General features: G+C 44.0%; 20 protein-coding genes. 6 read left to right on the top strand and 14 right to left on the bottom strand.

Annotated features, from left to right (window positions below):
- Positions 1–18: 18 nt before the first annotated feature.
- From M5J74_RS16020 to M5J74_RS16010, 3 genes are all read left to right on the top strand, one after another.
- Entirely contained in the window at positions 19–534 is a 516-nt protein-coding gene (locus tag M5J74_RS16020) for a hypothetical protein (protein WP_015155079.1), read from the top strand.
- A gap of 513 nt (positions 535–1047) precedes the next feature.
- Complete coding sequence (locus tag M5J74_RS16015) at positions 1048–1488, top strand: KTSC domain-containing protein (RefSeq protein ID WP_250012394.1); 441 nt, start codon at positions 1048–1050, stop codon at positions 1486–1488.
- A 93-nt stretch (positions 1489–1581) separates the two neighbouring features.
- On the top strand, positions 1582–2520 hold the full coding sequence (locus tag M5J74_RS16010) for a GNAT family N-acetyltransferase (protein ID WP_250012392.1): 939 nt from the start codon (positions 1582–1584) through the stop codon (positions 2518–2520).
- Between the two features lie 17 nt (positions 2521–2537).
- Here the strand turns inward: M5J74_RS16010 and M5J74_RS16005 are convergent, their stop codons facing one another.
- From M5J74_RS16005 to M5J74_RS33480, 4 genes are read right to left on the bottom strand one after another with little or no spacing between them, the layout of a single operon-like run.
- The gene (locus tag M5J74_RS16005) at positions 2538–3269 is read right to left on the bottom strand and encodes a phytanoyl-CoA dioxygenase family protein (RefSeq protein ID WP_250012390.1); all 732 of its coding nucleotides are present in this window, start codon (positions 3267–3269) and stop codon (positions 2538–2540) included.
- A gap of 33 nt (positions 3270–3302) precedes the next feature.
- Positions 3303–3476 carry a hypothetical protein gene (locus tag M5J74_RS16000; RefSeq protein ID WP_250012389.1) on the bottom strand — a complete coding sequence of 58 codons (174 nt, stop codon included), beginning with the start codon at positions 3474–3476 and terminating at the stop codon, positions 3303–3305.
- A gap of 17 nt (positions 3477–3493) precedes the next feature.
- A complete protein-coding gene (locus M5J74_RS33485; protein ID WP_371933968.1) occupies positions 3494–3682 on the bottom strand; it encodes a hypothetical protein in 189 nt (62 codons plus the stop codon).
- Between the two features lie 25 nt (positions 3683–3707).
- The gene (locus M5J74_RS33480) at positions 3708–3764 is read right to left on the bottom strand and encodes a hypothetical protein (protein ID WP_371934047.1); all 57 of its coding nucleotides are present in this window, start codon (positions 3762–3764) and stop codon (positions 3708–3710) included.
- 232 nt (positions 3765–3996) lie between these two features.
- Between M5J74_RS33480 and M5J74_RS15995 the strand changes: the two genes are divergently transcribed.
- Both M5J74_RS15995 and M5J74_RS15990 read left to right on the top strand, forming a co-directional pair.
- A complete protein-coding gene (locus M5J74_RS15995) occupies positions 3997–4680 on the top strand; it encodes an SDR family oxidoreductase (protein WP_250012387.1) in 684 nt (227 codons plus the stop codon).
- Positions 4681–4809: 129 nt separating this feature from the next.
- Complete coding sequence (locus M5J74_RS15990; RefSeq protein ID WP_015155073.1) at positions 4810–5292, top strand: hypothetical protein; 483 nt, start codon at positions 4810–4812, stop codon at positions 5290–5292.
- A 66-nt stretch (positions 5293–5358) separates the two neighbouring features.
- On the opposite strand, the gene M5J74_RS15985 is transcribed toward M5J74_RS15990, so the two are convergent.
- From M5J74_RS15985 to M5J74_RS15965, 5 genes are all read right to left on the bottom strand, one after another.
- Positions 5359–5571 carry a hypothetical protein gene (locus M5J74_RS15985; protein ID WP_015155072.1) on the bottom strand — a complete coding sequence of 71 codons (213 nt, stop codon included), beginning with the start codon at positions 5569–5571 and terminating at the stop codon, positions 5359–5361.
- 82 nt (positions 5572–5653) lie between these two features.
- Complete coding sequence (gltD, locus tag M5J74_RS15980; protein WP_015155071.1) at positions 5654–7141, bottom strand: glutamate synthase small subunit; 1488 nt, start codon at positions 7139–7141, stop codon at positions 5654–5656.
- 98 nt (positions 7142–7239) lie between these two features.
- Complete coding sequence (gltB, locus tag M5J74_RS15975; protein WP_250012385.1) at positions 7240–11847, bottom strand: glutamate synthase large subunit; 4608 nt, start codon at positions 11845–11847, stop codon at positions 7240–7242.
- 513 nt (positions 11848–12360) lie between these two features.
- Entirely contained in the window at positions 12361–13065 is a 705-nt protein-coding gene (locus M5J74_RS15970; RefSeq protein WP_250012384.1) for a GAF domain-containing protein, read from the bottom strand.
- A 193-nt stretch (positions 13066–13258) separates the two neighbouring features.
- Complete coding sequence (locus M5J74_RS15965) at positions 13259–14050, bottom strand: ion transporter (protein ID WP_106218666.1); 792 nt, start codon at positions 14048–14050, stop codon at positions 13259–13261.
- A gap of 7 nt (positions 14051–14057) precedes the next feature.
- Here M5J74_RS15965 and M5J74_RS15960 point away from each other — a divergent pair, with 7 nt between their 5' ends.
- On the top strand, positions 14058–14483 hold the full coding sequence (locus M5J74_RS15960) for a nucleoside deaminase (RefSeq protein WP_371934046.1): 426 nt from the start codon (positions 14058–14060) through the stop codon (positions 14481–14483).
- On the opposite strand, the gene M5J74_RS15955 is transcribed toward M5J74_RS15960, so the two are convergent.
- From M5J74_RS15955 to M5J74_RS15935, 5 genes are all read right to left on the bottom strand, one after another.
- Complete coding sequence (locus M5J74_RS15955) at positions 14472–15110, bottom strand: response regulator transcription factor (RefSeq protein ID WP_106169549.1); 639 nt, start codon at positions 15108–15110, stop codon at positions 14472–14474. The two genes, M5J74_RS15960 and M5J74_RS15955, sit on opposite strands and share 12 nt — an antisense overlap.
- A 177-nt stretch (positions 15111–15287) precedes the next feature.
- Positions 15288–15986, bottom strand: a complete 699-nt coding sequence (locus M5J74_RS15950; protein ID WP_015155065.1) for a response regulator — start codon at positions 15984–15986, stop codon at positions 15288–15290.
- 10 nt (positions 15987–15996) lie between these two features.
- Entirely contained in the window at positions 15997–18075 is a 2079-nt protein-coding gene (locus tag M5J74_RS15945; RefSeq protein WP_250012380.1) for an ATP-binding protein, read from the bottom strand.
- Between the two features lie 496 nt (positions 18076–18571).
- Positions 18572–19930, bottom strand: coding sequence for a hypothetical protein (locus M5J74_RS15940; RefSeq protein WP_250012379.1), 1359 nt, complete (start codon positions 19928–19930; stop codon positions 18572–18574).
- A 170-nt stretch (positions 19931–20100) separates the two neighbouring features.
- Positions 20101–20814 carry a precorrin-2 C(20)-methyltransferase gene (locus M5J74_RS15935; protein WP_106218974.1) on the bottom strand — a complete coding sequence of 238 codons (714 nt, stop codon included), beginning with the start codon at positions 20812–20814 and terminating at the stop codon, positions 20101–20103.
- Between the last annotated feature and the right edge of the window lie 74 nt (positions 20815–20888).

Genomic DNA, 20888 nt, shown 5'->3' with positions numbered 1-20888 from the left:
ACTGATAACTGATAACTGATGAAAAGAATTTCTGCTACCTTAGCGGTCTTAATTGCGATCGCAACAGCGCTTCCAACTCAGGCTCAAACAACCAGAGAGCCGAAGTATTTTCGCAGTAGTTTTTATAAAAACAACCCATCAGAATGTAAAATTTTTTATCCCGTTCCAGTTGGTGCAGTCCCTAGCCGCAAAGCAAAAGATGATACTTGCTTACCACCACCATTAGCAATTATTCCTGGATATGGTAAAGACTACACGCGCTTAATGAAAACAGGAATTCGGGCGGGAATTAGAGGTGATTACAATACGGCTTTAATTAACTTTCGTCGCGCTCAACAAATTGAGATTTCTAAAGACCATTTAGGCTACATTAACCGCGAGGCGTTGAGGGGAATTAATGGAGCGATGGTAGCCCAAAGATACCAATTAGAACCTCATCCAGTAAAAAGACTCACGCCAAAATTTTTTTGGTACTACTGGACTGGTACGGGCGATCGCGGTAACTGGGGTAGGAATATTATCGAGCGTCGATGATAAATCTTGCTGTTAGGGAGCATCCTACAAGTGTAAATTGCTCTTGCTTATCTGCTCCCTGCTATATTATTTTTCTAAAAATCAGCCTGAAAAACTTAATAAATTTGAGAAAATCTTACCATCAACATCATTATTACAACTAACCCACTTATCCAAACCAATAGCGAACCCCAACTTAAAGAATTTTGGTTGAACTGCTGCGATACGCCTTGTACCAATCTATTTAAATTTGCCATATTATTTGTATACTCCGAAACTATGTATCTTATAATACTGAAGCCTTTTTGTATATTTGGATCGAAATAGTAATCAAACTTAGTTAATAGAAATAAAAGTTCAAATATAACTCAGGCTTTAATCCATAGATTTTCAGCTGAGGTAGCGCTGCTCGCTTTGAGACAGCCTTGGTTCACAAGGAGAAAGCAAGAGATGGTGGTATGTTGCCTTAGCACTATACAAAACGCATGTTTTTAAGTACAATTGTACTAAAAAATAAGAAGGTTAAGAATCCTGATGAAGTTCTCTAAACTCGATCTGGGTAATCTTGTAGCTGTCGGTCATTCAGATGGTTATTTAGGGCTGTTAATTGACCGAGGAGATGAGTTTGAGTTAGTGGAAGTTCCCGCCCCGATTGAAGCTTATGAAGGTTTGCAACACGTCAATTCTTTGGTCAATACCAATGCATTACCTGCTGCATCTGAACCTCTAAAAATGCTACCAGTTCAGTCTACAATGGCAACTTCAATTGGTTATAACTGCAACGATCGCATTTTACAAGTTGAGTTTAGCAGTGGCAGTATATATCAGTATGCAGATGTGGAACCGGAAACTTGGGAAGCTTTACAAGACACCGATTCTTTAGGAAGATTTTATCACAACAATATTAAAGGTCAATACGATTGCCAGCGAATTGACTATATCGATTGCGATTACAGCGAAGAAGAATGTTGCTAGGTTGTAATATTTAAATTTTTTGTGACTTTATGAGCTATTGAAAGGTAATAAAGGAAGATATAAACCGATCGACCTTTAGAAAATATCTCAACAATGAAAGTCTTAATTCGCCAGCTTCAAGAAAGCGAAATACCCGCAGCAGATCGCGTTTTCAGATTAGCTTTTGGCACTTTTATCGGATTGCCCGATCCAATGGAATTTGGAGGTGATGCAAACTTTATCCAAAGTCGCTGGCACGCAAATCCATCAGCAGCTTTTGCCGCGATCGCAGATAGAATTATAGGATCTAATTTAGTAACTCGGTGGGGTAGTTGTGCCTCTTTTGGTCCCCTTAGCGTTCATCCCGATTGGTGGAACCAAAAAATTGCCCAGCGTCTCATCGAACCAGTTGTAGAATGCTTCAATACATGGAATATTCAGCAGGCGGGTTTATTTACCTTTCCCAACAGTCCTAAACACCACGCACTGTATCAAAAATTTGGATTTTGGCAGCGGTTCTTAACTGTAATTATGGCTAAACCCGTACAACAGTCTCAGCCAGTGCCGCAAGTTATCAGATATTCTCAAATGGATCGAGAACAGCGATCGAGTATTTTAAAAGAAAGTCTTACCCTTACAGATAGCATTTTTGCAGGTTTAGATCTGTCGCAAGCAATTATTGCCGTAGAGACGCAAAAAATAGGCGACACGGTTTTCTTGTGGGATGAGAAGAGTTTAGCAGGATTTGCTGTTTGTCATTGCGGTGCGGGAACTGAGGCGGGAAGCGAGACTTGCTATGTTAAATTTGGGGCTGTGCGCTTGGGGCAGAATGTAGAGGAAAGATTTGAGCAATTACTAGATCTATGCGAAACTTTGACCGTACAGATGAGTATGTCGCGCTTAGTCGCTGGAATTAATACGAGTCGTCATGAGGCATATCGCCGGATGATAGCGCGGGGTTTTCGGACGGAGATTACTGGGATAGCAATGCATAGACCGAATCAACCAGGATATTGTCGTCCTGATGTATTTGTTTTAGATGATTGGCGGTAATAGTAATTACTCTATAGTTAAAACAGCCCTATAGTTGACCATTCCAAGCTTTCGGGTAATGCGATCGCTGCATATTCAATATGTATGATTCGTCTATGAAATGGTTTAATTGACGGCGAGGAACTATGTAGTAACAAAGGACGCATAATCAATACATCCCCAGCTTTAGCATGACAAATATGTACAGTTCCAGTTTGCTTAAAACTATCGATTTCTAATTGTGATAACTTTCCTAGCAAATGACTTGTTGGTATAACTTTAAGCGCGCCGTTATCGGCATCACAATCATCCAAATGAATCCTTAATGTCAATAAATTTTCTAAAATCTCTACAGGTGGTTGGACGTGAGGAATACCAGCTTTTACACTCCAAGGAGCAAAACCTTCTACAGTCTTCTTCTCTTTAACGGCGATAGTTAAATCTTGATGCCAACTGACTTTCCAATTTGCTGTTGGTGTTTTATCAAACAGTAATGCTCTGACAGGATAAGCGCGATCGCCTAAAACTGTTTGAGCTAATGAAATAACTGGTGGTGATGTTGATAAAGCTTGAATCCCAGGAATAGTAGTAAGAATATTACGTATAGCATAGGTACTACCACCACGACGTTTGGCAAAGGTAGTGTTTGAAGCAATGGCGATCGATTCAATTAATGTTTGAATGTGTTGAGGGGAGAGTACGCCTTCTACTACTGAAAATCCATCTTCTGTAATGGCTTTTTGCCAATTTTTCGTTTTCTCCAATGTCATTATTTTACAAAAGTTAGTTAATATTTAAATTTTCTACGATTTATCTAATTCTAATTTATCTCGAAGAATTTGTTCAATTTCCGCTTGAGTTTGTTCGGCAGGATATTTTATAGCGTTGGGCTGACGACGATTGACAAACAATTCGTGAATAGCTTCATCGTCGGTACGATGTTTTTTTATGTAAGCTATTAGCTGTTGCTTAGTCATTTCTTTAAAATTAGGCTTCATACAATAAACTCCCAACTTCCATCGCGTTGAATGACTATCTGAATCTCATCTCCAGTTAAAATAAATATTTCTCCACTTTCTGTACTAAAACGAAATAAAACAATGTCTCGTCCTAAGTCAGATAGGGATTGACATAAGTATATACATTTTTTCGCTTGAACTACAGTCGGTTCTATATATGGCATTCAGAGACTAGAATTATTCTTATTATTAAAGCCGTGGAGTAATTACCTCTGCTGTTTTTTTAGAAGGAACGACAGGAACGATCTCGAATTCGCCTAAATCGTGCCACTGGAGTATCCACTGTTATAAAAGACGCAGCTCGTCACATTCGATTAACTGAAAACCTAACTACCAAAATATTTTAACCCTTCCGGCGTTATTCGCCCTTGTGTTTGAAAGCGACGCTATATTGGCAAAGGATTGCAGTTTTTAAAGTGTTCGATGACCATGAATAGCATATAGATATAGTTAAAGTAAAGTTACGCCAAGTTTCATCATGACTAAGCTGATTGTCATCACGGGGGTAAGTCGCGGTTTGGGGCTTGCCATGACGGAAGGATTCATTCAAGCTGGACATACAGTTGTAGGTTGCGCCCGTTCTGAGGCAGCAGTAGCAAAACTATCTCAGCAGTATAATTCGCCGCACGATTTTATGGTAGTAGACGTTGCCGATAACCAGCAGGTGAAAACTTGGGCAGAACAAGTACTTTCGCGCCACGGCGTGCCAGATTTACTAATTAACAATGCAGCTATAATTAATCATCTAGCCCCACTGTGGCAGATTCCTGTTGAAGAATTCGATCGCCTGATTGATGTCAACATCAAAGGAGTAGCAAACGTTATCCGTCACTTTGTCCCCGCCATGAAGGAGAAAAACCGGGGCATTATCGTTAACTTAAGTTCTGGTTGGGGTCGTTCCACTTCTCCAGAGGTCGCATCATACTGTGCGTCAAAATGGGCAATTGAGGGACTTACTAGGTCTTTGGCACAGGAATTACCCTCGGGAATGGCAGCGATTCCCCTCAACCCCGGCATCATTCATACAGATATGTTGGAAATTTGTTATGGAGAGGAGGCAGCGGCTTATACTGCGATCAAAGATTGGGTCAAGCAAGCCGTACCATTTCTACTTAAATTGAGTGCCAAGGATAATGGAATGCCGTTGACTGTTCCCGTTTGAGGAAGTCATGCATTCGTAGGGGCGGGTTTGCCAGCAATATTTGGTCGTAGTCAGAGATAATTGGTAAACACGCCCGTACAAAAGTCAAAACATTCAAAAATTGGGATTGAGATGTAACAACAGTTTGATATGAGTAAAATTTTAGATGTAACTCTTTCGATGGAAGTTGCCAAACGGATTAAGAGTAAAGCAACTAAGTGTTTTGATAACGCCTATAAAGCGGCGCTGTTGATAGAGGAATCGGTCTACGTACAGGGCTTTTTAGTCTTTGCCAGCGCGCCGTGTGAAATGGTAGAGTATGGCTGGCTCGAATTAGGCGATCGCATTATCGATCCGACGTTTCCCCATCTGGATCGCCACATTGAAACACTCTATTACTTTCCTGCCCAGCGCCTCACCGTGCCACAACTCAAGGCAACCATAGAAGAGTCAAAAGAAGATTACCCAGAAGACGACCCCTTACCAGTCTACGGAGAAGCCCCTTATGAGTATTATGGCGATGTCATGCTAGGTGGTGCTGATTATGCCGCAGCATTCAAAGACGCTGAGGCTAAGTGTCGAGAAATCGAGCAAACTGGGGAGTGGGGAGTCGGGAGTGGGGAGTCGGGATAAGAGAACTAAAGCAGCTAAAGGAAACGATTTAATTCCGAATTCCGAACTCCGAATTCCGAATTCTCCTCAGTAGCTATCGTTATCGTTAGCCATCTGCATTTCTAGTAGGTGGTTGGCGTGATTGAGTCGATTGGCGATCGCCTGTCGCCAGACGAGTTCCACTTCTGGATCTGCCAATACTTCTTGTGCCAGTTGTCTGTAAACAGCACTAGTAGCAGCATTAACCTGTTCCAGTAGTCTGAGGTTGTGATAGATAGTTCTGGGTGAAATTTTTGTCATATAGTGAGTGGCTGGTGGCTAGTGGCTGGTGGCTAGTGGCTGGACTCAATTCTTGTCACTAGCCACTAATCACTGATAACTGTTAAAAAGGTAAATCCGTGCTACCCATGAGGTAAAGGTCGCACTCGCGGGCTGCACCGCGACCCTCGTTGAATGCCCAAACGACTAAGCTTTGTCCGCGACGACAATCGCCAGCGGCGAAAACTCCAGGGATACTGGTAGCATACTTACCATAGTCGGCTTTGATATTGCTGCGGGGGTCGCGATCGAGTCCCAGGGCATCAATTAGGGGTTGTTCGGGTCCGAGGAAACCCATCGCCAGCAAGACGAGTTGGGCGGGTATGACTCTTTCCGTACCTGGGACTTGCTGCGGAACAAACTGCCCTTTGTCGTTTTTCGTCCACTCTATTTGTACCGTGTGGACGGCTTTGACGCAGCCGTTCTCGTCGCCCTCAAATTTGGTCGCAGTGGTGATGTATACGCGGGGGTCAGCGCCAAATTTAGCCGCAGCTTCTTCCTGTCCGTAATCCATTTTGTAGATTTTGGGATATTCGGGCCACGGGTTATTCGCGGCACGGGTGAGGGGTGGCTGAGGCATAATTTCCAATTGGACGATGCTGTTGCAACTGTGGCGGATTGACGTACCAACACAATCAGTTCCAGTATCGCCACCGCCAATAATTACCACATCTTTATCGGCAGCAGAGATGAAATTATCGCCTCTGCGGTTATCTAGAATTGCTTGGGTGTTGGCGGTGAGGAAATCCATTGCAAAGTGAATTCCCTTCAATTCTCGTCCTTCGATAGGTAAGTCGCGGGGTTTGGTCGCACCGACACAGAGAACTACAGCATCAAATTCTTTTAGCAGGGTTTCCGCAGAGATGTCTTTACCAATTTCGGTATTGCAAACAAATTTTACGCCTTCCTGTTCCAAAATATCGAGGCGGCGCTGGACGACTTCCCGCTTGTCGAGTTTCATGTTGGGGATACCATACATTAACAATCCGCCTGGGCGATCGGCGCGTTCAAATACCGTGACCCAATGTCCTGCTGTATTCAGTTGTGCTGCGGCACACAACCCCGCCGGACCCGAACCGACAACGGCAACTTTTTTCCCCGTGCGCTTTTCTGGAGGGTGCGGTTCGATCCAACCTGCTTCCCAACCTTTATCAGCGATCGCATTTTCAATATTTTTGATCGTTACGGGAGGGTTATTAATGCCCAGCACGCAAGCGCCTTCACACGGTGCGGGACAGACGCGCCCTGTAAATTCGGGGAAGTTGTTAGTTTTATGCAGGCGATCGAGGGCTTCGCGCCAAAGTCCGCGATAGATCAGGTCGTTCCACTCAGGAATTAAATTATTAATCGGACAACCGCTTGCCATGCCATTAATAACTGTACCCGTGTGGCAAAACGGTACGCCACAATCCATACAGCGCGCGCCTTGGGTTCGCAGTTTCTCCTCTGGCATATGGATGTGAAACTCGTCCCAGTTGTGGATGCGATCGACTGGCGCAACTTCCGATGCCACTTCACGGAGATATTCGATAAAGCCTGTTGGTTTGCCCATAGTTTAAAGGTGGTGCGTGGTGCGTGGTGCGTGAAAAAAAGAAGAGAGCAGAGGGAGAAAAGTCACTAGTAACTGGTCACTGGTCACTGGTCACTGAATTAGCTGCCGCCGATGCGGGAGACATCGCGGGCGTTTTCTTCAAAAGCGGCGGTGAGTGCGTCGTCACCACTTAAGCCGGATGCTAGGGCTTGTTTTATGGCTTGCAACACGCGCTTGTAATCCCGTGGCATGACTTTGACAAATTGCGGGATTGTCGCTTCCCAGTTGGCGAGAACTCGCTTTGCTTTCTGGCTGTCGGTATAGTCGGCGTGTTTCTGAATCATTTGCCGCACGATCGCGATTTCTTCTGGATCTTCGAGTCTTTCCAGTCCTACCATTTGCGTATTACAGCGAGTAGCAAAATCGCCTTTCTCGTCGAGAATATAGGCAACACCACCACTCATTCCTGCGGCAAAGTTACGTCCGGTCGTACCCAGGATGACCACTTTACCACCAGTCATGTATTCGCAACCGTGATCGCCTACGCCCTCCACAACGGTATTGACACCGGAGTTACGCACGCAGAAGCGTTCTCCGGCAACACCGGAAATATACGCCTCACCACTGGTTGCACCGTAAAAGGCAACATTCCCGATGATGATGTTTTCTTCTGAGACAAATGTAGACTCTACAGGTGGATAGACAATAATCTTGCCACCGCTAAGTCCTTTACCCAGGTAATCGTTGGCATCACCTTCGAGTTCGAGAGTTACGCCTTTGGGGACGAATGCACCGAAACTCTGCCCTGCACTACCTTGGAAATGTAGGTGTACGGTGTCTTCGGGTAAACCATCCCAATGACGTTTGCTGATTTCGTTTCCGAGAATCGTGCCGACGACGCGATTGATATTTTTAATCGGTAGAGTGGCTTTGATTGGTTTACCGTGTTCGATCGCCTCTTGACATAATTCCAGTAATACTGTCATGTCGAGGGACTGTTCTAACCCGTGATCTTGAGGAATTTGACAGTAACGCCCGACTTCTGCACTTACTTGCGGCTGGTAGAGAATCTTTGACAAGTCGATGCCTTTTGCTTTCCAATGGGCGATCGCTTGTTTTGCTTCTAGTACTTCAGTGCGACCGACCATTTCATTCAAGCTGCGGAAACCGAGTTGTGCCATAATTTCTCGCACTTCTTGGGCGATAAACTTCATAAAGTTGACCGTGTGTTCTGGATCGCCCGTGAAGTTTTGCCGCAGTTGTGGGTCTTGTGTCGCTACCCCCACCGGACAGGTATTGAGGTGGCAGACGCGCATCATAATACAGCCGAGGGAAACGAGGGGTGCGGTAGAAAAACCAAACTCCTCTGCACCCAAAAGTGCTGCGACAACAACATCGCGTCCCGTCTTCATCTGTCCGTCTGTTTCGACAACGATGCGCGATCGCAGATTATTCAGCACCAAAGTTTGATGCGTCTCTGCTAACCCCAATTCCCAAGGTAGCCCCGCGTGCTTAATTGAAGTCTGTGGCGAAGCACCCGTACCACCATCAAAACCAGAAATCAATACCACATCAGCGTGCGCTTTGGCAACCCCTGCGGCAATTGTTCCCACGCCAACCTCAGAGACTAATTTGACGCTGACTCGTGCTTGACGATTGGCATTTTTCAAATCGTGAATTAACTCGGCAAGGTCTTCAATTGAATAAATATCGTGGTGTGGTGGGGGCGAAATCAGTCCTACCCCTGGCGTGGAGTGACGCACTTTGGCAATTGAGGGGTACACCTTGCGTCCGGGCAATTGTCCGCCTTCTCCTGGTTTTGCCCCTTGTGCCATCTTGATTTGAAGTTCCTTCGCTTGGGACAAATACAAGCTGGTTACGCCAAATCGACCGGAAGCCACTTGTTTGATGGCACTATTTTTCGAATCACCGCGATCGTTCGTCCAGGTATATCTTTCTGGATCTTCGCCACCTTCCCCAGTATTAGATTTACCACCAATCCGATTCATGGCGATCGCCAGGGTTTCATGCGCTTCTTTGGAAATTGAGCCATAACTCATCGCCCCTGTCTTGAAGCGTTTCATAATCGCCTCAATCGGTTCGACTTCTTCAATTGGGATTGGTTGACGTGCTTTAAATTGCAATAGTCCGCGCAGCGTGAAGAACTGCTGATTTTGCTCGTTTACCAGGGTGGCGTATTGCTTGTAACTGTCGTAATTTCCTTCACGGACGGCTTTTTGCAGCGTATGGATTGTCTGCGGACTAAATAGATGCGCTTCACCTTCTTTGCGCCATTGATATTCACCTCCAACATCCAGCGTATGTCCGTTGGTGGGACGATCTGGGAAGGCGTGACCGTGACGTAAAATTGCTTCTTTGGCGATCGCTTCTATATCTATACCTTCAATCCGCGATGCCGTCCAGGTAAAATATTTGTCAATTACCGACTGATTTAAGCCGATGCCTTCAAAAATTTGCGCTCCACGATAGCTTTGCAGGGTAGAAATCCCAATTTTGGAGGCAACTTTAATCACACCCTTAGTTGCGGCTTTGACGTAATTTTTACAAGCAGTTTTGAAATCGACATCGAGTAGCGAACCTTGCTGAATTAAACTTTCAATCGTCTCAAAAGCCAAATAAGGATTAATTGCCCCACAACCGTAACCGAGTAACACGGCGTAATGATGTACCTCCCGTGGTTCTCCCGATTCCAGTACAATTCCTACCCGCGTGCGGGTTCCCGTGCGAATTAAGTGGTGATGCAAGCCGGATACTGCGAGCAATGCTGGGATGGGGGCATTATTTCGATCCACACCGCGATCGCTCAGGATAATAATATTGACACCAGAGGCAATTGCTTTGTCTGCTTGGCTGCAAATTTCATCCAAAGCTGTTTCTAATCCCTTCACCTTATCTTTCGGATTGAATAGGATGGGAATCGTCACAGAACTGAAATTATCTTCATCAATATATTTCAGCTTTGCCAACTCTTCATTACTCAGAATCGGCGTTTTCAATTCAATTAAACGACAACTTTCTGGTTCTGGTTTGAGTAAGTTTCGTTCCGAACCAATTGTAGTTTCTGCCGAAGTAATAATTTCTTCGCGAATCGAATCAATCGGCGGGTTCGTCACCTGAGCAAACAACTGCTGGAAGTAATCGTAAAGCAATTTGGGACGGTCAGATAAAACAGCCAACGGCGTATCCGCACCCATCGCACCTACTGCCTCAACTCCATCTTTTGCCATCGGAGTCAACAACAGCCGCAACTCCTCAAACGTATATCCAAATGCCATTTGGCGCTGAATGAGGGGTGAGGGGTAAGGGATTGAATTATCTTGTAGGGGCGCACGGCTGTGCGCCCCTACAATTCCCGCTAACGCCACCATATACTTATCCAACCATTCCCGATATGGATGTGCGGTGACGATTTGGTGTTTGATTTCTTCGTCGGCAATAATTCGTCCTTGTGCCATATCTACCAGAAACATTCTTCCTGGTTCCAAGCGCCCTTTTGACGCTACACGTTCTGGTTCAATTGGCAATACACCCGCTTCGGATGCCATGATTACCAAGTCGTCTTTGGTGACGTAATATCGTGACGGACGCAAGCCATTTCTATCGAGTACTGCGCCGATTGTCGTTCCATCGGTAAAGGCGATTGAGGCGGGACCATCCCACGGTTCCATTAAGCAGGAATGATATTTGTAAAATGCCTTTTTCTCCTCGCTCATCGACTCATGCGCCGTCCACGGTTCGGGGATCATCATCATTACTGCATGAGGGAGCGATCGCCCTGCCAGCGTAAGCAACTCTAGCACGTTGTCAAAGATCATCGAGTCGCTGCCGTCCATATTGATGACTGGCTTTAGCTTCTCTAAATCTGCGCCAAATAATTCTGACTCAAATAACGATTGCCGTGCGTGCATCCAGTTGATGTTACCGCGCAGGGTATTAATTTCACCATTATGAGCAATGTAGCGATAAGGATGCGATCGCTCCCAACTGGGGAATGTATTTGTACTAAAACGAGAGTGTACCAGTGCTAGAGCGCTTTCTAAATCTGGATCTTGCAAGTCGGGATAATAATGCCCTACTTGCACGGGCATTAACATTCCTTTATAAACAATTGTCCGACACGAAAGACTCGATGGATACCAATACGGATCTATCTGCGCGGTGCGAATTTCATTTTGAGAACGTCTGCGAATGACGTATAGTTTGCGATCGAAATCTGTTTCAGTGATTAAATTGTCAGCACGTTGGATGAAAACTTGCTGTACGAACGGTTCGCTAGCTTTAGCGGTGTTACCTAATGAGGAGTTATCTGTCGGTACGTCACGCCAACCGAGGACTTTTTGACCTTCCTCTGCCACAATTTTCTCAAATATCTGCCGACTCTGCTCCCTGACTGCGGCATCTGGCGCGCAATAGATGATACCAACGCCATAACGTCCTGCTTCTGGCAGGTTAATATTTTCTGCGGCTGCGACTTTTTTGAGAAATTTATGCGGAACTTGCAAGAGAATTCCAGCGCCATCGCCTGTATTAATCTCGCTACCACACGCGCCACGGTGATTGAGATTTAACAGAATTGTGAGTGCTTGTTCTACAATTTCGTGCGATTGTTTGCCCTTCATATGAACGATGAATCCTACACCGCACGCATCATGCTCGAACTGTGGATCGTAGAGTCCCTGTTTTGGTGGTAGTTGATTGCTATTCATAATTGGCGATTTATCCGTGGCAATGAAGGGTCGTGATGAAATTGGCAGTCGGTAGTTGGAAGTTATTGACAGGAATATGGGGTGTAGGAAGTTTACACCTGATAGTAAAGGCGCATTCTAATTTGCATTCTCTAACGAGTAGAGATGTAAATGTTCGGCTCTTAAGGAAATTATTAGTTATCTGTTGTATTAGGGGCGCATAGCTATGCGCCCCTAATAATTTCTGAAACACTTGTTAACGAAAAATCTCAATTCTTTAAATTTCAATTCTTTAAATTTCACGATTGCAAAACCACTTGAATTAAATCAATTTTGGTTCCGATTTCCCTCTGAAGACAGCCTTCGCGATCGCGCGATCGCTAATTGACTAATTTTATTTTTGACTTCACAGGCAAAATCGACTCCTACAAGAAGCTTATTGTATCGATTCTTACGGGAAACGCGATCGCCTCTGATATTAATTTTCGTAACTATCTCAAGGTGAAAAAACTACCCTACTCTTTATGACATGACTCAATTGCATGTCAATATATACTGACATCGGAAAATGTCAAGACATTTGCACACTGCGATCGACCAATAGCTGTTTAAAGGCTGCTGTAGAGCAGATGATAAATTTTGAACTTTGTGGGGATACTTCAACGATATAATTCGCTCTACATATTTATGAATATCTGTCTGGCTGGCAGAACAAGAAAGGTAGTTAAATTGTGCTGTCACCATGATGGACTTGAGGCGATGAACGACGACTTGCAATTGTTGGATGTCGCGTTCGGTAAATTGGCGTTGTTGAAGCGAACCAACGTGTAGAACCCCAACCATACCTTCTCGCATTGGTAGGGGAACGCCGACGAGCGATCGCAGTCCTTTCTGCCGTAAAATCGGACTGACAATCTCCTCTGCCAACAAATTATGAGTGACCATTGGTTTACAACTTGCAGCAATTCTACCTGCAATACCCTGACCTATAGGAATGCGAATTTTTTGTGTAATTTCCTCTTCAAGTCCGAGGGTAGCATATACGACTAAATTTTCCCGATCTTCATCTGGTAGTAGGAGTGTAGCAGTGTCTACAGACATGTACTCTCGCAGCCACGCTAATAGCTTTGTGAAAGCGGTTGCAAGCTGTTGTCTATTACCTATGTATTTTTCGCCCACAGCCACATTCCAACCTTTATAAGAGATTGGTAAGCTATCGTAGTCTGCCCACAAAACCATAGAGTTACCCTAAATTGAAACGAGTATAAATCTTAACTTGACAAAAACAACATTTTTTACTCGGTTTATTATACTCAGGTTCAAGCATATGTTCCTATGCCAAAAGTAGTACTTCTATTAGTTATCGGTGTAGAGACGTTACATGTAACGTCTCTACACTGAGTTGCGGAAGAGCGACTGGTTTGATAGAGAATCAAGTCTGAATCTTTTCTAATCTCGTACCGCAAGCTTTACAAAACCGAGCATCAGCATCGTGCAATGCTAACCCACAAGTAGGACAATTTGTCTCTACGCGATCTGATGTTTTGACTAATTGTTTAATTAAATCGCCTAATTGCCAAGGAATTAGGGCAATTCCGGTTAAAATCATCAGAACTGTGAGAAACCTTCCTGCTTGGGAAATAGGAGTTACGTCACCAAATCCTACAGTTGTCATCGTGACAACTGAGAAATACACTGCATCCAAAAAAGTATGAAATACTTTTGGATTGATAAAATGCTCGGCTTGATAAATCAAACCCGAATAAACAAAAACGATCGCAAATAAAGTAAACAATATCCTAGCAAAGATAACACTGTCTTCCGTCCCAATGCGACCAAATAAAGTTCTCCCTTGCAGAAAACGAACTAGTTTTAAAATACGAAACCATCGCAGCAAGCGGACGTAGCTAAAATTGATATCTATAAATCCTGAAAAAACTGGCAAAATTGCCATGAGATCGATAAAAGAATAAACGCTGAAAAAGTATTGCATTCTGTTTTCTGCACACCAGAACCTCAGCAAATATTCCAAAGTAAAAATAAAGATGATTATCGTGTCAAAAAAATCGAGCAGACTGCGAACTTTAGGAGGAATCGAATAAGTGTCTGCAACAAAAATAGCAGAAGATAGTAGAACTAAACCTGTAATAATTAAAGTGGTTGTCCGACCTGCGGGCGTTTCAATATCTTCTAAATAAAATCCTACACGCTGTTTGAGTAACATGACACAGATGACACCTGAAGATTTTATGCGATTAGCTTTGGCAGAAGCAAAACAGGGCGATTCTCCTTACGGTGCTGTAATTGTCAAAGATAACGAAGTCGTAGCTAAAGGGTATAACACAGTCAAGCGAGATTGCGATCCTTCTGCTCATGCAGAAATGAATGTCATTCGTAGTTTAACAGCTAAAATTCAAACTCCGTCTTTAGAAGGATATACGATATACGCTACAGGTGAACCTTGCCCGATGTGCGCGAGTGTTTGCGTATGGGCTGGTGTATCAGAAATTATAATTGGGGCTTCAATTCAAGATTTGATCTCAGTGAACCAATCGCAGATCGATCTAGCATGTGATGAGATAATTTCTAAGTCTTTTAGAAATATTAAAGTGACAAAAGGCGTGTTGCGAGAGGAGTGTGTGAAATTATTTAAATAAAAAAGTATTCGCAAAAATTGCAGCTTGAGTGCGATCGCGCAGATTCAATCGATTTAAAATATTCGTAACGTGATTTTTGACGGTTCCTTCAGAAATAAATAGTTTCTGAGCAATTTCGCGATTATTTGCTCCAGCTGCAATTAATTGTAAAATTTCTAATTCTCTAGGCGTGAGTTCTTGCAGTACTGGTGGAGGGGGAGGTTTTGGTACAGACAGAGGAGATACCAGGAGTTTTTTCACAATTCCCGGTCCCAATTGCGTATATCCTTTATGTACGGCATGAATTGCTATGGCTAATTCCTCTGAAGGTGTATCTTTGAGTAAGTAACCCATAGCTCCGTGAGCGATCGCGGCTTGTACGTATTCGTCATCGTCAAAAGTCGTTAAAACTAAAACTTTTATCTGCGGAAGTTTTTGCAAAATTTCTCGCGTTGCTGCAACGCCATCCATTAACGGCATCCGAATATCCATTAATATGATATCTGGATGTAGTTCTTGAGCTAATTGCACTGCAAGTTGTCCATTTTCTGCTTCACCAACGACGGTTAATTCAGGATCTAGTTCCAATAATGCTTTCAATCCTTGGCGAATTAAGCTTTGATCGTCTACCACTAAGATTTGGATCATTTGAATTAGAAAGATAGTAAAGGGAGCAGGGAGCAGAGGGGCTTCAGGTGCAGAGGGGCTTCAGGTGCAGAGGGGTAGTCAATTCACGCACCACTCACCACTCACCACCCAATTACCCATTACCCATTACCAATTCCGAATTCCGAATTCCGAATTCTGAATTCTCCTCACTACATTCTAAGTTTCTTCATTGGTAATTTGACATTGGCGTAACAACTCTGATAATTCCTCTGTAAAAATCTTGGAGTAGGGAAGTTGACTTAACATAGAAATTTCCTCAGCACAGGCTGTTTGAATAATTGCTAAACAGCGATCGCGTTGCGCGCCAGGTGTGAGATTCTTGAGAATATTAATCGCGATATTCAGTTTCGGTACAGTACTAGACAAATTTTGCTGTAATTGCTGCAAGACTTCATCTTTTGTTTCAATATACTGTTGTAGCTCTTGTACTCTTTGTTTAAGCGCTTCTGCTCTTTTGTATTCTGCTTGGTATTGTTGTGCCACCGCTTGCTGTTTTGCTAGCCGAGTGGTAACTGCTCCTAATAATTCTTCCCTAGTAAAAGGTTTAGTTAAATAATCATCTGCTCCTAACTCCATGCCTTGACGGACATTTGCTTTATCAGCCATTGCTGTGAGAAAAACAAAAGGAATTGTAGCTGTTGTTGCTTCTTCCCGTAGAGCAGCGAGTACCTCATAGCCGTCAATTTCTGGCATCATGACATCGCAAATAATTAAGTCTGGTAAATACTGCTGCGCCCACAGCGCTCCCATCAAACCATTTTCTGAACTAGCAACGTCAAAGTCTTCTGACTCTAGCAGTTCTACGAGATTATTTCTAACATCTGGTTCGTCTTCAATCACAAGAATTTTAGCCATGTTTTTGTACCTATACCTGCTTGTTTAAAGGAAGTACTACAGTGAAAATCGTGCCTAAGCCAACTGAACTTTCAACTGCAATTTTGCCATCGTGTAAATCGATTGATTTTTTCACGATCGCTAAACCGAGTCCTGTCCCAGAAATATTTCCGACGTTACTAGCACGGTGGAAACTACTAAAAATTTCTGCTTGCTCTGCTAAGGGAATACCAATTCCTCGATCTCGAACCCGAAAAATAACTGTGTCGCATTCGTTAGTTAATTCAAAATTAACTGGACTGTCGCCAGGGGAATATTTAACAGCATTGGAAAGAAGATTGATAAAAATATGACGTAGCAATTTCTCATCCATCATTCCCGTAATCCGCTCATCTGCGTGACACTGAAAAATAATTTGGCGATCGCTAGCCGTTAATTGAATTGCTTCAACAATTTCGTGACAAAATTGTTTGAGGTCGATGAGTAGGGGTTTAAATTCTAATTTACCAGCCTCGGCTTTACCAATTAAGAGTACGTCATTTAATAATTGAGTCATGTGTTTTACAGATGTTTGAATTCTTTGTAAATGATTTAGTTTTCGATCTTCACTCCATTTATGACTGTAGTGTTCGAGCAATTCTGAAGAAGATAAAATCGTTGCTAGAGGCGTGCGAAATTCATGGGAAGCCATCGTTACAAACCGCGATTTGAGTTCTCCTAGCTCTTTCTCTTTTTCTAAAGCAAGGCGAATTTCTGCTTCCGTTCGCTTGCGATCGGTAATATCGCGAACGATTGCCATGACTTCATTTTCAGCACTGACAGCAATGCGTAATTCGTAATCTCTGAATTCATCATTTACAATCAGCTGACATTCTAAAATTTGCACTTCATTAGTAAATAAAGTACGTTTTATACAACCATCAAATGCTTTGGCAATTTCAGCAGGAAATACTTCAGATAAATGTTTACCTAAAAATTCATGTGCTGGTAGGTGCAAGCGATCGCCTTTTGCGGCTTTGAAGTTGACAAAAACTCCCGAACGATTGATGCGAAACATCAAGTCTGGGATCGCATTGAGTAAAGCTCTATTTGTCGCCATACTGGAACGTAGGGCATCTTCAGCGCGTTTGCGTTCGGTAATATCGGTAGAAATTCCACAAATCGCATAAGGTTCACCGCGTTCGTTATAGAGAGGAAATTTAATGGAAAGATAGGTATGTAAACCGTCATCCTCATGTGGTAACAGTTCTTCCCAATCAATTGGAGATTTAGCAGCTATAACTTTTCGATCGTTTTGCTGTAAAACAGCAGCAATTTCTGGAGGGAAAATGTCGTAGTCAGTTTTTCCTTTTACCCCAGCGCGATCGGGATAGAATAGAAGGCTAAACCAGACATTGACGAGTAAATATTTTCCATCTAAATCTTTGATATAAATTAGTGCTGTGGAATTATCTAAAATTGCTTGCAGCCATGCTTGACTTTGATATAGTGCTGCTTCTGCTTGTTGGCGTTGTAATAAAGTGCCTAGCTGAACAGCAATAGTTGCAACCAACTCGATTAAATGGGTATTTTCTGCGCAAGATGCAAACATGAAAAATACCAACACCGCTAGGACGCGATCGCCACTATCAACAATTGGCATACCCAACGCCGTTTTGAATCCAACTCGATCTGCAAAGGATTTGCGTAAAAATATGGTTTCTGGTTCCTGAGAAATGTGCAACCACTCAGGACGCTTTGACACCCAAACACGCCCAGGTAAACCGATATTGGCAGCAAATTTATATCCTTCGCTGCTGTGGCGAAATTGCTCTAAGCTTGGGTCGGCACTGTACCAAGCAGGGCTACATGTTAAATTTCGATCGTCAGAACTGGGAGTCCATGCTTCACCAAATTGCCAGCCAGTAAACTGACAGATTTTTTCTAGCGCGATCGCTAATGCAGAGTGAAAATCGTGAGATTCATTAATAAACTGGGTAATGCCATGCAAAAATCGAACTTCTGCCTCTGCCCGCTGGTGTGCTGCAACTTGAAGCTGTAATTGTTCGTTGATTTGTTTCAGTTGACTAATAGTTGCGCTCAGGGATTTAGGGGTTGGCTCTTGATTCATGATTTCTTGCCCAATTGCTAACCAAAGATGATAGTAATGGATGCAGTTTTGCGATCGCTGTTATTAGCAATAAGGTCTACAAGTCAAAAAAGTTTGCGAACTTCCTACTATACTGATTTGATGCATAAAAATTGCAACCTAGATCGATATAGTTATCATTCCCAATATCAGATGAGAACTAACAGAAAAAGTTTGAATATTCAAATTTCATTTATGTCTTATATTGATGTCTGAGGCTAAGAATAGCGAATTTACAAATATTAAAAAGTATTTCTTTAGATAGATGTATATGAAATTATCAAGTGATAGATGACGTAACTTATAGTAATTTTGAATAATCGAAGATCCCCCAACCCCCTTAAAAAGGGGGCTTTATTTCCCCCCTTAAAAAGGGGACTAGGGGGAGACTTGCCTGAACCAAAAATTATTGTGTGAGTTAGCTATGACTGAGCGATCGCAGCTAACTTTAGCAGCAGAGTCAAACAGAATTGTTGCACTACTTTCTAGAACATAATCTAGGATTGTGGCTGAATTCTAGACGAAAGGTTTGATTCACGGGAGCAGCCGACTTGGTGAATGGATAGCGTTTGACATAGCGAATCGCAGCTTGTTGTACGGCGCTAGGACTATCTTTAGAAATCACATCGGGTCCAATCACAATTTTGCCCGTGGGATCGGTTAGTGCTGCAATAATCGCTTCGCCGCCATTGAGTTTTTTATTACATACAGGAACTCGTTTGCGGATTGGCGCAGCCGTAACAAATTGCGGATAAGCTTGTTGTACTTTTTGATACTGTTGCTGCAAGGCTTCAATTTGAGCAATTGTCTGCGTAGATCCCGATTCGGGTTTAAAGTCAGGTCGAGCGCCGATCGGTCGGGCAAGACGTTGCTGAAGTGCTGCCAAACGGGAGGCGCGATCGCTATTTGGATTCGTCGCGGAAGGGGTAGTCGGTGTGGGATTAGATTGACGCTGTTGTCGCTGTTGGAGTATGGCTGCGAGGCGAGAGGCGCGATCGCTATTTGGATTCGTGGCTGGAGGATTAGTCGGTGCGGGATTAGATTGCCGCTGTTGTAAAGAGGCTGCTAAGCGAGAGGCACGTTCCTCGCGTTCTTTGGCTCGTTGAACTTGCTGTTGCGCTGCTGCGTCCAAAAGCCGTTCGCGATCGCTCGTTGGGGAAGTATCGGCTTTACTGCGATTTGCTGCCAACCGTTGCGCCAGGGCATTTTGCCGTGCCATCCTTTCTTGTTGAGCGCGATCGGGTGAATTTTTGGGTGGTTGGGCTATTGGTGGACTTGGCTGCAAATTTTGCGTTGGAGGCAGATCGGGAATCGGTGGTAAGGCATTCGCTGGCGGCGCTAATTGCCGCATTTGGATATTTTGATTTGCTTGGTTTGGCTGTGGTGCTGGGGGCTGTCCAAAAGGATTTTGCGAGAGTAAATTTTGAGGTGGCGGTGGTAAGGGGATAGGCGCAGGTGGAGGTAATGAATCGCTACTGGGCATTTGGTACATTGGCGTAGTCCCAGGCGGTGGTGGTAAAAAAGGTGATGGTGCGGGCAGAGGGGGTAAGATTTCTGACTGAAAACCCTGAGCAGGCGCAGGCGCTTGCTGTTGAGCAGTATTGACAGGCGGGATGACAGATGGATCTGCTGCTACTTGCGGTACGCGGCTGCGTTCTTCGGGAGACAACTCCACGACTCCGATACTACTCTGTAAATCAACTTCTTGCGGATCTAGCGAGACAAAAGGCAGCCCTACCAATAGTAGGGTGTGAATGCCGAGCGAACCCAAAATTGCCAGTCCATTTGTCGATCGCCATGCTTCAGGTAAAGCTTGAACTAGAGAGGAAGTAGACATCAGTAATTAGGGAGTAGGGGAGACAAGGGGGACAAGGGGGATTAGGGGGACAAGGGGGACAAGGGGGACAAGGGGGATTAGGGGGCGAAGGGGGACAAGGGGGACAAGGGGGACAAGGGGGACAAATAATTCTAGCGACTAGTGACTAGTGACTAGTGACTAGTCGCTAGTCACTGACGACTGACTTGGACGACGAGTAAAGAAAAGTAGGGTAATTGTAGGTGCGGGCGATCGCTTAAATCTTTATATATCACCATATTTGGTAATGTAGCTCGTTCTACTATCCAGCTCTGTTGCAGTAGGGATTTGCGCTGCAAGACTTGCCATACTTGTTCGTATACGGAACTCACTTTCATCAATACTACGACTTCTGCCCAGTCTAAAATAGATTCTAGTTCGTTGACGTTATAAATCGCTGGTAACACGACTAAACGCTCTTGGCGGACAGTTAAGGGCAGCCCTAACGCCGATGCTGCTGCCATAGGCGAGCAGACACCAGGAACGTAGTTGATGACGGCTGCGGGATACATTTGTTGCAGCGTCTGTGCTAAATAGGTAAACGTACTGTAGAAACTAATATCCCCTTCACAGGCAAAAGCCACATCTTGACCTTTCTGTAAATATTCCCAAACTTGCTTGGCGGCTAGCTGCCATGCTTTTGTTAAAACTTCAATGTCTTGCACGTAGGGAAAATCTAAGGGTAGCTGCTGTTGATCCGATCGCAGCCACGGAGCAATTATTTGTTGGGCAATGCCTGGTTTGTCTTGAATTCCTCTAGGAAAAGCAACTACGGGAGCTTGTTGCAGCGATCGCAACCCTTTGAGCGTTATCAGTTCTGGATCGCCTGGACCAACACTAACACCGTAGAGAATACCATTCGCCATTGAGGAGTCATTTGTCGTCATTGGTCATTGGTCATTGGTCATTGGTCATTGGTAGTTGGTAGTTGAGTAGTGCG

The sequence above is a fragment of the Chroococcidiopsis sp. CCNUC1 genome (genome assembly GCF_023546805.1).
Taxonomy (GTDB): Bacteria; Cyanobacteriota; Cyanobacteriia; order Cyanobacteriales; family Chroococcidiopsidaceae; genus Chroococcidiopsis; species Chroococcidiopsis thermalis.
Note: the sequence above shows the minus strand (reverse complement) of the source record. Positions and strands in the feature narration are given on the sequence as shown.

Coding starts and splice junctions, on each gene's coding strand:
- M5J74_RS15990 (WP_015155073.1), top strand. CDS start 4,810: ATGAGTAAAATTTTAGATGTAACTCTTTCGATGGAAGTTGCCAAACGG.
- M5J74_RS15950 (WP_015155065.1), bottom strand. CDS start 15,986: ATGGCTAAAATTCTTGTGATTGAAGACGAACCAGATGTTAGAAATAAT.
- M5J74_RS16005 (WP_250012390.1), bottom strand. CDS start 3,269: ATGACATTGGAGAAAACGAAAAATTGGCAAAAAGCCATTACAGAAGAT.
- M5J74_RS16010 (WP_250012392.1), top strand. CDS start 1,582: ATGAAAGTCTTAATTCGCCAGCTTCAAGAAAGCGAAATACCCGCAGCA.
- M5J74_RS15995 (WP_250012387.1), top strand. CDS start 3,997: ATGACTAAGCTGATTGTCATCACGGGGGTAAGTCGCGGTTTGGGGCTT.
- gltB (WP_250012385.1), bottom strand. CDS start 11,847: ATGAATAGCAATCAACTACCACCAAAACAGGGACTCTACGATCCACAG.
- M5J74_RS15955 (WP_106169549.1), bottom strand. CDS start 15,110: ATGATCCAAATCTTAGTGGTAGACGATCAAAGCTTAATTCGCCAAGGA.
- M5J74_RS15965 (WP_106218666.1), bottom strand. CDS start 14,050: ATGTTACTCAAACAGCGTGTAGGATTTTATTTAGAAGATATTGAAACG.
- M5J74_RS15945 (WP_250012380.1), bottom strand. CDS start 18,075: ATGAATCAAGAGCCAACCCCTAAATCCCTGAGCGCAACTATTAGTCAA.
- M5J74_RS15940 (WP_250012379.1), bottom strand. CDS start 19,930: ATGTCTACTTCCTCTCTAGTTCAAGCTTTACCTGAAGCATGGCGATCG.
- M5J74_RS16000 (WP_250012389.1), bottom strand. CDS start 3,476: ATGACTAAGCAACAGCTAATAGCTTACATAAAAAAACATCGTACCGAC.
- M5J74_RS15970 (WP_250012384.1), bottom strand. CDS start 13,065: ATGGTTTTGTGGGCAGACTACGATAGCTTACCAATCTCTTATAAAGGT.
- M5J74_RS15935 (WP_106218974.1), bottom strand. CDS start 20,814: ATGGCGAATGGTATTCTCTACGGTGTTAGTGTTGGTCCAGGCGATCCA.
- M5J74_RS15985 (WP_015155072.1), bottom strand. CDS start 5,571: ATGACAAAAATTTCACCCAGAACTATCTATCACAACCTCAGACTACTG.
- M5J74_RS33485 (WP_371933968.1), bottom strand. CDS start 3,682: ATGCCATATATAGAACCGACTGTAGTTCAAGCGAAAAAATGTATATAC.
- M5J74_RS16020 (WP_015155079.1), top strand. CDS start 19: ATGAAAAGAATTTCTGCTACCTTAGCGGTCTTAATTGCGATCGCAACA.
- gltD (WP_015155071.1), bottom strand. CDS start 7,141: ATGGGCAAACCAACAGGCTTTATCGAATATCTCCGTGAAGTGGCATCG.
- M5J74_RS16015 (WP_250012394.1), top strand. CDS start 1,048: ATGAAGTTCTCTAAACTCGATCTGGGTAATCTTGTAGCTGTCGGTCAT.
- M5J74_RS15960 (WP_371934046.1), top strand. CDS start 14,058: ATGACACCTGAAGATTTTATGCGATTAGCTTTGGCAGAAGCAAAACAG.